This window comes from Streptomyces sp. NPDC049813 (genome assembly GCF_044465085.1).
Classification (GTDB): domain Bacteria; phylum Actinomycetota; class Actinomycetes; order Streptomycetales; family Streptomycetaceae; genus Streptomyces.
Genome location: NZ_JBITLI010000003.1, coordinates 559,460 through 570,838, shown reverse-complemented (window position 1 = coordinate 570,838; position 11,379 = coordinate 559,460). Strand labels below are relative to the sequence as shown.

10 protein-coding genes are annotated in these 11,379 nt (G+C 72.7%); 6 read left to right on the top strand and 4 right to left on the bottom strand.

All coding sequences use genetic code 11. The features are described from left to right. Positions 1-12 precede the first annotated feature (12 nt). The 3 genes from ACIBW6_RS09935 (at position 13) to ACIBW6_RS09925 (ending at position 2,503) form a co-directional block, all read left to right on the top strand. The gene (locus ACIBW6_RS09935) at positions 13-600 is read left to right on the top strand and encodes a DUF5998 family protein (RefSeq protein WP_399058618.1); all 588 of its coding nucleotides are present in this window, start codon (positions 13-15) and stop codon (positions 598-600) included. Continuing rightward, entirely contained in the window at positions 600-1,787 is a 1,188-nt protein-coding gene (locus ACIBW6_RS09930; RefSeq protein WP_399058616.1) for an alkaline phosphatase family protein, read from the top strand. The genes ACIBW6_RS09935 and ACIBW6_RS09930 overlap by 1 nt, the downstream gene beginning before the upstream one ends. A 71-nt stretch (positions 1,788-1,858) precedes the next feature. After that, the gene (locus ACIBW6_RS09925) at positions 1,859-2,503 is read left to right on the top strand and encodes a thymidine kinase (protein ID WP_399058614.1); all 645 of its coding nucleotides are present in this window, start codon (positions 1,859-1,861) and stop codon (positions 2,501-2,503) included. Positions 2,504-2,531: 28 nt separating this feature from the next. On the opposite strand, the gene ACIBW6_RS09920 is transcribed toward ACIBW6_RS09925, so the two are convergent. After that, positions 2,532-3,305, bottom strand: a complete 774-nt coding sequence (locus ACIBW6_RS09920) for a VOC family protein (RefSeq protein WP_399058612.1) — start codon at positions 3,303-3,305, stop codon at positions 2,532-2,534. 276 nt (positions 3,306-3,581) lie between these two features. On the opposite strand from ACIBW6_RS09920, the gene ACIBW6_RS09915 reads away from it, so the two are divergent. Beyond that, positions 3,582-4,439, top strand: a complete 858-nt coding sequence (locus tag ACIBW6_RS09915) for a sulfurtransferase (protein WP_399058610.1) — start codon at positions 3,582-3,584, stop codon at positions 4,437-4,439. 85 nt (positions 4,440-4,524) lie between these two features. Here ACIBW6_RS09915 and sepH read toward each other — a convergent pair whose 3' ends face one another. Next, positions 4,525-5,604: a septation protein SepH gene (gene sepH / locus ACIBW6_RS09910; RefSeq protein ID WP_399058608.1), complete on the bottom strand. Its 1,080-nt coding sequence runs from the start codon at positions 5,602-5,604 to the stop codon at positions 4,525-4,527. Positions 5,605-6,125: 521 nt separating this feature from the next. Here sepH and ACIBW6_RS09905 point away from each other — a divergent pair. Then, positions 6,126-7,574 carry a hypothetical protein gene (locus ACIBW6_RS09905; protein WP_399058606.1) on the top strand — a complete coding sequence of 483 codons (1,449 nt, stop codon included), beginning with the start codon at positions 6,126-6,128 and terminating at the stop codon, positions 7,572-7,574. Positions 7,575-7,580: 6 nt separating this feature from the next. On the opposite strand, the gene ACIBW6_RS09900 is transcribed toward ACIBW6_RS09905, so the two are convergent. Both ACIBW6_RS09900 and ACIBW6_RS09895 read right to left on the bottom strand, forming a co-directional pair. Then, positions 7,581-8,912, bottom strand: coding sequence for a D-arabinono-1,4-lactone oxidase (locus tag ACIBW6_RS09900; protein WP_399058604.1), 1,332 nt, complete (start codon positions 8,910-8,912; stop codon positions 7,581-7,583). Beyond that, positions 8,860-10,116: an MFS transporter gene (locus ACIBW6_RS09895; RefSeq protein WP_399058602.1), complete on the bottom strand. Its 1,257-nt coding sequence runs from the start codon at positions 10,114-10,116 to the stop codon at positions 8,860-8,862. Before ACIBW6_RS09895 ends, ACIBW6_RS09900 begins: the two co-directional genes overlap by 53 nt. A gap of 128 nt (positions 10,117-10,244) precedes the next feature. On the opposite strand from ACIBW6_RS09895, the gene ACIBW6_RS09890 reads away from it, so the two are divergent. Then, positions 10,245-11,378, top strand: coding sequence for a ferrochelatase (locus tag ACIBW6_RS09890; RefSeq protein WP_399058600.1), 1,134 nt, complete (start codon positions 10,245-10,247; stop codon positions 11,376-11,378). Position 11,379 lies beyond the last annotated feature (1 nt).

The window sequence follows — 11,379 nt, the reverse complement described above, 5'->3', positions numbered from 1 at the left end:
AGAATGGGCCCCATGGCCAAGACCAGTACGACGACCCAAGGGTTGCGAGCGGCGATCGAGCGCAGCGGCTACTACCCGGCCCTCGTGGCCGAGGCGGTGGAGGCCGCGGTCGGCGGCGAGCCCATCGCGTCGTACCTCGTGCACCAGGAGACCACGTTCGACGCGAACGAGGTCCGCCGGCACGTCACCGTCCTGGTCCTGACCGACAACCGCTTCATCGTGAGCCACACGGACGAGCAGGCGGCCGACACCACGTCGCCGACGCCGTACGCCACGACGTCCACGGAGTCCGTGAAGCTCGACCGGATCTCGTCGGTCGTGCTCAGCCGGGTCGTCGCCAATCCGGAGAAGTACGTCCCGGGCACGCTGCCCCGCGAGGTCGTGCTCACCATCGGCTGGGGCGCCGTCTCCCGCATCGACCTGGAGCCCGCCGCCTGCGGCGACCCCAACTGCGAGGCGGACCACGGCTACACGGGCAGCTCCACCGCGGACGACCTGAGCCTGCGCGTCAGCGAAGCGGGCGACGGTCCCGAGACGGTGCGCCAGGCCCTCGCCTTCGCCCAGTCCCTCTCCGAGGCCACCGCGGACGCGGGACGCTGATGACGCAGGCTGCCTGGGACGACGTGGAGCCGCTGCCCGTCCACACCGCTCCCGTCCCGGCGTACGGCACCGGCTCGCTCGCCGACCTGCTGCCCACGCTCGGCGCCCATCTGGGCGTCCCCGGCTGCGCCGCCGCGATCCCGGAGCTCGCGCCCGTCGACCGCGCCTGCGTCTTCCTCATCGACGGCCTCGGCTGGGAGCAGTTGAAAGCCCACCCGGACGAGGCGCCCTTCCTGAGCTCGCTTCTCGCCTCCTCCCGCGGCGGCACCGGCACCCCGATCACCGCCGGGTACCCGGCCACCACCGCGACCTCCCTCGCCTCGGTCGGCACGGGCCTGCCGCCCGGCGCCCACGGCCTGCCCGGCTACACCGTGCGCAACCCCGCCACCGGCGAGCTGATGAACCAGCTCCGCTGGAACCCGTGGACGAAGCCGCAGGCCTGGCAGCCGTACCCGACGATCTTCCAGCGCGCCCACGAGGCCGGGGTGCACACGGCGCAGGTCTCCGCGCCCGCCTTCCAGTCGACGCCCCTCACCAAGATCGCGCTCAGCGGCGGCACCTTCCACGGCCGCCTCTCCGGCGAGGACCGGATGGACCTGGCCGCCGCCCAACTGGCCGGGGGCGACCGCTCCTTGGTGTACACGTACTACAGCGAGGTGGACGGCAAGGGGCACCGCTTCGGCGTCGACTCCGACCCCTGGCGCGGCCAGCTGATGTACGTCGACCGGCTGGCCCAGCGCCTCGCCGAGCAACTGCCGCCGCGCAGCGCCCTGTACGTCACCGCCGACCACGGCATGCTCGACATCCCCTTCGACGAGCAGTCCCGTATCGACTTCGACGAGGACTGGGAGCTGCGCGCGGGGGTCGCCCTGCTGGGCGGCGAGGGCCGGGCGCGCCACGTCTACGCGGTGCCGGGGGCGCAGGGCGACGTCCTGGCCGTCTGGCGGGAGGTCCTCGGCGAGCAGTTCTGGATCGCCGGGCGCGACGAGGCGATCGCCGCCGGCTGGTTCGGCCCGCAGGTCGATCCCCGGGTGGTCGAGCGGCTCGGCGACGTCATCGCGGCCGCCCGTGACGACGTGCTCATCACCGCCTCGCGCACCGAGCCGAAGGAGTCCCTGATGGTCGGCAACCACGGCTCCATGACCCCGGCCGAACAGCTCGTCCCACTCCTCGAAGTACGCTCCTGACGATCCGCCCCGACCTGACAGCCCCGTCCCGATCCACCCCTGTCCGTCCCGCGAAAGGTGCTCGACCCGCCATGCCCGAGCTGGTGTTCTTCTCCGGAACGATGGACTGCGGAAAGAGCACGCTGGCTCTGCAGATCGAGCACAACCGCTCGGCCCGCGGCCTCCAGGGAATGATCTTCACCAGGGACGACCGGGCGGGCGCCGGCAAGCTCTCCTCCCGCCTCGGCCTGGTCACCGACGCCGTCGAGGTCGCCGACGACCTGGACGTCTACGCGTACGTCGTCGACCGGCTCTCGCAGGGCGGCAAGGTCGACTACGTGATCGCGGACGAGGCCCAGTTCCTCGCGCCCGGGCAGATCGACCAGCTCGCACGGGTGGTCGACGACCTCGATCTCGACGTCTTCGCCTTCGGCATCACCACTGACTTCCGCTCCAAGCTGTTCCCCGGCTCGCAGCGGCTGGTCGAACTCGCCGACCGCGTCGAGGTGTTGCAGGTCGAGGCGCTCTGCTGGTGCGGCGCGCGCGCCACGCACAACGCGCGCACCATCAACGGCGAGATGGTCGTGGAAGGTGCCCAGGTGGTCGTCGGCGACGTCAACCACGCGGAGGACGAGATCGGCTACGAGGTGCTGTGCCGGCGCCACCACCGCCGCCGTACGACGAGCGCGACGGCGCGCGCCGGAACCCTCTCACCCGACGTGCTGCCGGTCGCCTGACCGCCGCCCATCCCCCCGAAGCCACCGCTCACGGCGCCGACGTCACCAGGGCGAACTGGGCCCCTTCGGGATCGGCCACCGTCGCCACCCGGCCCCGCGCCCCGTCCCGCGCGGCCCTGATGGCGTGCCCGCCCAGATCGGCGACCCGCTCCACCGCCTCGTCGACGTCCGCGACCTCGAAGTACGTCATCCAGTGCGACCCCCGGTCGGTCGGCAGCGCGTGCCCGACGCCGTGCACGGAAGCCACCGGGCGGTCCTCCAGGAGCAGCGTCACGCAGTCGAAGTCGGCGGAGAGGACGGCCTCCTCGGTGTAGCCGAAGACCGACCGGTAGAACTTGGTCACGCTCGCGCTCTCCCGCGTCACCAGCTCGTTCCACGCCACCGCGCCCGGTACGCCGGTCACCGCCATGCCCAGGTGCTCCGCGGCCTGCCAGATGCCGAAGACCGCCCCGGACGGGTCGGAGCCGATGGCCAGCCGGCCGGCCTCACCGGCGTCCAGCGGGCCGACGCCCACCGTGCCCCCGCAGTGCCGCACGCTCGCGGCGGTCGCGTCCACGTCGTCCGAGGCCACGTAGGGGGTCCAGGCGATCGACAACCGGCGCTCGGAGGGCAGCCTGCCGATGCCGGCCACCTCCCTGCCGTCGAGGAGCGCCCGCGCGTACGGGCCGAGCTGTCCCGGCCCCGGCCGGAACTCCCAGCCGAACAGTGCTCCGTAGAACTCCTGGGTCGCGGCCATGTCGTGCACCATCAGGCTCACCCAGCAGGGTGTCCCCGGCGCGCGCCTGGCTGCTGCCTCGGTCATCGTCACTCTCTCCTCGGAGCGGACCCATGCAGGGCCCGCGATCGGAAACCGCGTGTCGCAGCACGCCCGTGCCTGATGGTGGCACTCCGTGCCGCGCGGCGCTCCCTGACAGCGCCGACCACCGTCGAGCCCGCACAGAGAATGCCCGAAACGGTGTTTCGAAGACGGTTCTGCGTCCAGTTCCGGCCGAGCCCGGCCGGATGACGCTCGGTAGTCGATCGAGCACGCTATCCGACCGAGAGCCCTCGGGCCAGACCATGAGCAAGGATGGCCCTCATGAATGCCATCATCACCGCATCTGAACTCGCGAGCGAGCTGGCCGGGGAGAACCCGCCCGTCCTGCTCGACATCCGCTGGCAGCTCAGCACCGCCAAGGCCACGGGAGAACCCGCGTTCGACGGTCGTGCCGAGTACGTCGCGGGGCACGTCCCGGGCGCGGTCTTCGTCGATCTCGATGCGGAACTCGCCGGTCACGCGGGCTCGGGCCGTGGCCGCCACCCGCTGCCCGACCTCGCCGACCTCGGTTCCGCGCTGCGCGCCGCGGGCGTCTCGGCCGACCGCGCCGTGGTCGTGTACGACGGGGGACAGGGCTGGGCCGCGGCCCGTGCCTGGTGGTTGCTGCGCTGGGCGGGACACCCCGCTGTGCGGGTCCTGGACGGCGGTCTCGCCACCTGGGAGGGGCCCCTGGAGACCGGGGTTGTCACGCCCGAGCCCGGCACCTTCACCCCTGCACCCGGTGCCACCGGCCTCCTGGACGCGGACGGAGCCGCCGCGCTCGCCCGCTCCGGTCTCCTCCTCGACGCCCGCGCGGCGGAGCGCTACCGCGGCGACGTGGAGCCGATCGACCGGGTCGGCGGCCACATCCCGGGCGCCGTGTCGGCGCCGACCACGGAGAACGTCGGACCGGACGGCCGCTTCCGCCCGGCCGAGGAGCTCGCCGGACGCTTCGAGGCCCTCGGCGCCACCGGCGATCCGGGCCAGGTCGGGGTCTACTGCGGCTCGGGCGTCTCCGGTGCCCACGAGGTCCTGGCGCTCGCGGTGGCGGGCATCGACGCACAGCTGTACGTCGGCTCCTGGTCGGAGTGGTCCGCGGACGAGTCCCGGCCGGTGGCGACGGGCCCGGACCCGCAGTAGCCGCCTGTTCCCCTACGCGGTGCGGGCCCGCGCCGGATTCACTCGGCGCGGGCCCACATCCCGTACAGCTCTGCCTGGTGCTGCCTCAGTCCTGCTTCTTGCGGCGCGTACCGAAGACGATCTCGTCCCAGCTGGGCACGGCGGCCCGGCGCCCGGGGCGCACCCCGTCGGCCTCGGCCTGCCGGTCGGTGGTGCCGGTGAGCCGGTCCCGGTGGCCCGCGACGCTGCGCGGCATCAGCACGTCCGCGTAGGCGGATCCGGCCCCGGCCGACGCGGCGGGCGCCGGCGGTTCCTCCAGCTCTGCGGCGGTGACGACGGGTGGCTCCGGGTCCTCCTGCGGCGGCTCGGGCGCCGTCGTCGGCCGGTCGGGCACCACGATGTCGCCGCGGTAGCTCGGCACGGCCTCCAGGAGGCTCGTCAGCGAGTCGCGCTCGGACGAGGAGGCGATCGCCGGGAGGTTCTCCTCCAGGGGCGGCTCGGGCGGCGGCGTCGGACGCTCCAGCTGCCGGTCGAGGGCGCGGTCCAGCGGCCGGTCCCGGGGCAGCCGGGCGATCCGCGGCACGAACGGGAACGTGGGCTCGGGCGCACCGATGTCGTCGGACTCGCCGATCAGCGAGCGCGCCTCGTCGTCCACCGCCTGGACGAGTCTGCGGGGCGGGTCGTACGTCCAGCTCGCCGAGTGCGGTTCGCCCGCGACCCGGTAGACGAGCAGGACTTCCCAGGTGCCGTCGTCACGCCGCCACGAGTCCCACTGGACCGTCTCCCGGTCGGCGCCGCGCAGCAGCAGTCGCTCCTGCACCGCCTCGCCGAGCTGGGGGCCGGTGTTCTCGCCGGGACGGCGCACGGGGGTCTTCCTGGCCCGCTCGGCCATGAAGGCGCGCTCCGCGAGCACGGGGCCCTCGAACCGGCGCACCCGGTCCACCGGGATGCCCGCGAACTGGGCGACCTCCTCGGCGGACGCGCCTGCCCGTATACGCGCTTGGATGTCACGGGGGCGGAGGTGGCTCTCCACCTCGATCTCGATCTGGCCGAGACGCGGACGGTCGCCGCGCACGGCGGCCCGGAGGCGCTCGTCGATCGGAAGCGTGTACTCCGTGCTGTCCGCAGCCTTCAGCACCAGCCGTGTGCCGTCGTTAGAGACGGCCACGACACGCAGTTCGGGCATGGGGACCTCCCGGGTGGTGCCTGCCGACGTCACGTGCGTCGCTGCTTCCGCTAGTCGAGTGTGGCCTGCCCGGGTGCAGCCTGCCACAACCTTGCCGAGTTGCCCGGCGTGTCGGGCGACGACCCGAGAGCGCCGTTATGGCACGGTTACCTGTTCGCAACGCTAAGTGACCGAAGTCGTCACCCTGTGCAACGAGCCCCCTCTCGGCGGTCCTGGCAGGCCCCGGACACCCTGGCGGGAGACCGGACCCAGGGCTCGCAACAGTACTCCATTCGGACCACTCGCGTGGATCGCCTCGCCGCCGAACTTCTCACGGGTGGCGGGAGTTGAGCCCGGCGCCTCCGGGGCACCCGTCCGTTTCGTGAGGGATGAGCGTGGCGTGCTTCACGGAATCTCCGGAAACGGAACTACGGACTTCGGCCATACGTCCCTTTCTCGTGCGGCACAGGAAGTTCACGTAGTCTCGGGGGCTTCAGTGTGAAAAGCAGACTGATGTCGGGAAAGGCAGGTAAGGGTCGTAAATGGGCGTGAGGCCGGACAACTCCCAGGACGAGCAGGACAAGCCCCAGGGGAAGAAGCGGGTGGATCTGAGCGTGCCTCAGGTGGCGGGCAGCGCCGTCGCCGCCGTCGTGGCCGCGAAGCTCGCCTCCAGTTTCGGCGTCTACGGGACGATCCTGGGCGCGGGCGTGGTCAGCGCCCTCGCCACCTGCGGCGGCACCGTCTTCCAGCACTTCTTCAGCCGTACCGGCGAGCAGATACGTGACGTCGCGGTGCAGACGAAGCCCAAGGGTCGACAGGTCCCGGTCACGTCCGAAGGGCGTCCGGTCCCGCGCACCTTCCGCTCGGACGCGTCGATGGACGCCACGAAGGCCATGGCCACGGGAGCCCGACCGCCCGTCGCCCGGCCCGCCACGGGCGCGCTGCCGACGACCACGACGTGGGGCACGCCGGGAGCGGCGGACGCCGGGGCGGCTGCCCTGTCGCACGGCCCGGACGACGAGGACATGACGCACCTGCTCGACACCGGAGGGGTGGCCGACCTCTTCCCCGACGACACCGGCAGGACGCGGCTGTCCGCAGCGACCGACCCGGACAGGACGCAGCTGATGGGAACGGCCGACCCGGAGGGGACGCAGCTCCTGGGAGCGGTCGACCCGGACGGCACGCGGCCGGCGGGTACGACCGACCCGGACGGCACGCAGCTCCTGGGACCGGACGGCCGGCCGCAGGGTGCCGCGGACCCGGAGAGGACGCAGTTCCTCGGCACGGTCGACCCGGGCAGGACGCAGCTCCTCGGGACGGCCGACCCGGAGAGGACGCAGTACCTCGGGGCGGCCGATCCCGACAGGACGCAGCTCCTCCAGGCAGGCGCGGCCGACGACACCACCAGGATGCTGCGACCGGCCGCCACCACCGGCCTCCCGCACCAGACGACCCCCGGGGACGAGGAGTTCACCGAGGGGACCGTGCACACGGTCCGGGTCAAGCGCTGGAAGAAGCCGCTGATCGCCGCCGCCGTCGTCTTCGGCGTCACCATGGGCGGCATCACCACCTACGAGCTGGTGGCCGGGCACAGCTTCAGCGGCGACAGCGGCAGCACGACGTTCCGGGACGCCTTCAGCGGGCACAAGTCGTCCGGCGACAGCGATCCGGCCCCCAGCACCACCCCGGAGCCCTCCGACGGCAGCGGCACCGGCTCCGAGAGCGGCACACCGCAGGAGGGCGGCGATCCGGCCACGGACGGGAACAGCACGCCCACTCCGACGCCGAGCACCTCCGGCGGTTCGCAGACCGGGACCGACCCGGGTTCCGACCCGGACGACGGCGACGGCGCGGACAGCGGCGGGGACTCCGGTGACGGCAAGGCGACGCCGACCCCGACGCCCACGCCGACCCCCTCGGGGAGCGCGGGCTCGGAGACGGGTACCGGGCCGGGCGCCGGCTCCGGCCGGCAGAGCCCCGCCGAATAGCCGCGCTCAGTCGCCGAGGACGCGGCGCAGATAGGCGTTGCCGAAGCGCCGGTCCGGGTCCAGCCGGTCGCGCACCCCGGTGAACTCGCCGAACCGCGGATAGGCCGACGCGAAGTACGCGGCGTCGCGCGTGTGCATCTTGCCCCAGTGCGGGCGGCCCTCGTGCGCGGTGAAGATCCGCTCGGCGGCCGTGAAGTACCGCTGGTACGGGGTGCCCCGGTACATGTGGACCGCGATGTACGCGCTGTCGCGGCCGGACGCCGTGGACAGGGTGATGTCGTCCGCGGGGGCGGTGCGGACCTCCACGGGGAAGCTGACGCGCAGGTCCGAGCGGTCCACCATGGACTTCAGCTCGCGCAGCGTCTCCACGAGGGCCGCGCGCGGAACGGCGTACTCCATCTCCACGAAGCGGACGCGGCGCGGCGAGGTGAAGACCTTGTAGGGGATGTCGGTGTACGTCCGGGCGGAGAGCGCCTTGCTGGAGATCTTGGCGATCGCCGGGATCGTGGCGGGCACCGCGCGGCCGAGCGTGTTGACCACTTGGAACAGGCCGTTGGACAGCAGCTCGTCGTCGACGAAGCCGCTGAGCCGCGACACGGGGGCCTCGGGGCCTGCGCTGCGGTTGTTGCGCTTGGTGTTGCAGTTCCCGGTGTGCGGGAACCAGTAGAACTCGAAGTGCTCGTTCTCGGCATACAGGTCGTCGAAGTCCGCCGTGACCCGGTCGAAGCTCATCGGCTCCTCCCGTGCGGTGAGCAGGAAGAGCGGCTCGACGGCGAAGGTGAGGGCCGTGATGATGCCGAGGGCGCCCAGGCCGACGCGGGCCGCCGCGAAGACCTCCGGGTTCTCCTTCTCGGAGCACCTCAGGAGTTCGCCGGTCGCCGTCACCAGCTCCAGGCCCTTGATCTGGGCGGCGATGGAGGCCGAGTCGCGGCCCGTGCCGTGCGTGCCGGTGCTGGTGGCGCCGGAGACGGTCTGCTCCATGATGTCGCCCATGTTCGTGAGCGACAGGCCCTCCCGGGCCAGGGCCAGGTTGAGCCGCTTGAGCGGGGTGCCGGCCTCGACCGTCACCGTGCCCTCGACCCGGTCGACCGAGCGGATGCCGGTCAGCAGCTGAGGGCGTATCAGCACCCCGTCGGTGGCGGCCGCCGCCGTGAAGGAGTGGCCGGTGCCGACGGCCTTCACCTTCAGACCGTCCTCCGCCGCCTTGCGTACGGCCGCGGTGAGCTCCTCCACGGAGGCGGGCGTCACCTCCCGTACGGGACGCGCGGTGACGTTCCCCGCCCAGTTACGCCACGTTGCGCCGCTCTTCGCGCCGCTGCCCGTCTGCGCCGTGCTCATCGATCGTTCCTCCCCGCCGCGGAACCGGCTGCTGCAGCCGGCGGTAGCCGAGGAACGCGACGACGACCGCGACGGCGCCGGCGACCCCCGGCACCCCGTACCCGGCCCTCGCACCGGCGGCGTCGATCACCCAGCCGGCCGCGGAGGAGCCGAGCGCGACCCCGACCGCGAGTCCGGTGCTCACCCAGGTCATGCCCTCGGTCAGTTTCGCGCGTGGTACGTGCTGCTCGACGAGGGCCATCGTCGTGATCATCGTCGGTGCGATGGACAGGCCCGCAACGAAGAGCGCCACGGCCAGAAACGCCAGGTTCCCGACCAGTTGGAGGGGGATCATACTCAGGCCCATCGCGACGACCCCCACCAGCCACCTGCGCGCGGGCGCCCCCGTGAAGTGCAGCAGGCCGAAGACGGCGCCCGCGACGCAGGACCCCGACGCGTACACGGCGAGCACCACACTGGCCAGGGACTTGTGCCCCTGGTCCTCGGCGAAGGCCACCGTCACCACGTCGACGGCCCCGAAGATCGCGCCCGTCGCCACGAACGTGGTCACGAGGACCTGCAACCCGCGCGCGCGGAGCGCCGATCCGCCGCTGTGCTGCGTGCGCGGGTGCGGCGCCGGCTCGGTGGCGCGCTGCCCGGTCAGCCAGAAGACGCCCACCGCGAGGAAACCGCCCGCAAGGAGGGGCCCGGCCTCCGGGAACCACGCCGTGGACAGCCCGATCGAGAGGATCGGCCCGAAGATGAAGCACACCTCGTCGATCACGGACTCGAAGGAGTACGCCGTGTGCAGCTGCCGCGGCGCGTCCTGGTAGAGGACGGCCCAGCGCGCGCGGATCATCGAGCCCACACTCGGTACGCAGCCGATGAACGCGGCGCACAGGAACAGCGTCCAGTCCGGGGCCCCGTATGTCGCGCACAGCAGCATGCCGGCGACCGCGGCGAGCGAGACCAGCGTGGCCGGGCGCAGCACGCGCCGCTGGCCGTACCGGTCGACCAGACGCGAGATCTGCGGTCCGATCGCCGCAGCGGACAGCGCCACCGTCGCCGACAGGGCGCCGGCGAGGCCGTAGCGCCCGGTCAGCTGCGAGACCATCGTGACGATGCCGATGCCCATCATCGACAGGGGCATCCGGCCCAGGAACCCGGCCACGGAGAAGCTCTTGGTGCCGGGCAGGGCGAAGATGGCGCGGTAGGGGCTGGGCACTGGGACTCCGGCGTCAGGACGGGGCGTAAGGGGTGGGTCGGCTGTGCGACCGATACAGCTTACGCGTGTCACAGCCGGGCGGCATGGCAGTTCTCCGCCTGTCGGTGGCGGGTGGCAGGATCGAGGACATGCCAGACGCTGCCTGCCTCGACGCCCGCCCCTACGACGCCTTGCTGCTGCTCTCCTTCGGAGGCCCCGAGGGTCCCGACGACGTCGTCCCGTTCCTGGAGAACGTGACGCGGGGCCGCGGCATCCCCACGGAGCGGCTCAAGGAAGTGGGGCAGCACTACTTCCTGTTCGGCGGGGTCAGCCCGATCAACGACCAGAACAGGGCGCTGCTCGACGCGCTGCGCAAGGACTTCGCCGAGCACGGCCTCGGCCTGCCGGTCTACTGGGGCAACCGGAACTGGGCGCCGTACCTGACCGACACCCTGCGCGAGATGGTCACGGACGGACACCGCCGCATCCTCGTGCTCGCCACCAGCGCCTACGCCTCGTACTCGGGCTGCCGCCAGTACCGCGAGAACCTCGCGGAGTCGCTGGCCGCCCTGGAGGCCGAGGGCCGCGAGCTGCCCGAGATCGACAAGCTGCGCCACTACTTCAACCACCCCGGCTTCGTGCGGCCCATGGTCGACGGCGTCCTGAAGTCCCTCGCCGACCTCCCCGAGGACGTCCGGGACGGCGCCCACATCGCCTTCAGCACGCACTCCATCCCCACCGCGGCCGCCGACACCTCCGGGCCCGTGGCGGAGCACGGCGACGGCGGTGCCTACGTGAAGCAGCACCTGGACGTCGCGCGGCTGATCGCCGACGCCGTGCGCGAGGAGACCGGCGTCGACCACCCGTGGCAGCTCGTCTACCAGTCGCGTTCCGGCGCCCCCCACATCCCGTGGCTGGAGCCCGACATCTGCGACCACCTGGAGGAGCGGCACGGCGCCGGTGTCCCGGCCGTCGTCATGGCCCCCATCGGGTTCGTCTCGGACCACATGGAGGTCCTGTACGACCTCGACACCGAGGCCACGGACAAGGCGGCGGAGCTGGGCCTTCCGGTTCGCCGGTCGGCCACCGTGGGCGCCGACCCGCGCTTCGCGGCCGCCGTCCGGGAGCTGATCCTCGAGCGGGCCGCGGCCGAGAGCGGCCGGGAGGTCACGCCGTGCGCGCTGGGCGCCCTCGGCGCGAGTCACGACCTGTGCCCGGTGGGCTGCTGCCCCGCCCGCGCCCCCAGGCCCGCCGCCGCGGGCGCCGACAGCCCGTACGCGTAAG

What these genes read in the sequence shown, in the direction of transcription:
- ACIBW6_RS09935 (WP_399058618.1), top strand. Translation starts at nt 13, where the DNA reads ATGGCCAAGACCAGTACGACGACCCAAGGGTTGCGAGCGGCGATCGAG.
- ACIBW6_RS09930 (WP_399058616.1), top strand. Translation starts at nt 600, where the DNA reads ATGACGCAGGCTGCCTGGGACGACGTGGAGCCGCTGCCCGTCCACACC.
- ACIBW6_RS09925 (WP_399058614.1), top strand. Translation starts at nt 1,859, where the DNA reads ATGCCCGAGCTGGTGTTCTTCTCCGGAACGATGGACTGCGGAAAGAGC.
- ACIBW6_RS09920 (WP_399058612.1), bottom strand. Translation starts at nt 3,305, where the DNA reads ATGACCGAGGCAGCAGCCAGGCGCGCGCCGGGGACACCCTGCTGGGTG.
- ACIBW6_RS09915 (WP_399058610.1), top strand. Translation starts at nt 3,582, where the DNA reads ATGAATGCCATCATCACCGCATCTGAACTCGCGAGCGAGCTGGCCGGG.
- sepH (WP_399058608.1), bottom strand. Translation starts at nt 5,604, where the DNA reads ATGCCCGAACTGCGTGTCGTGGCCGTCTCTAACGACGGCACACGGCTG.
- ACIBW6_RS09905 (WP_399058606.1), top strand. Translation starts at nt 6,126, where the DNA reads ATGGGCGTGAGGCCGGACAACTCCCAGGACGAGCAGGACAAGCCCCAG.
- ACIBW6_RS09900 (WP_399058604.1), bottom strand. Translation starts at nt 8,912, where the DNA reads ATGAGCACGGCGCAGACGGGCAGCGGCGCGAAGAGCGGCGCAACGTGG.
- ACIBW6_RS09890 (WP_399058600.1), top strand. Translation starts at nt 10,245, where the DNA reads ATGCCAGACGCTGCCTGCCTCGACGCCCGCCCCTACGACGCCTTGCTG.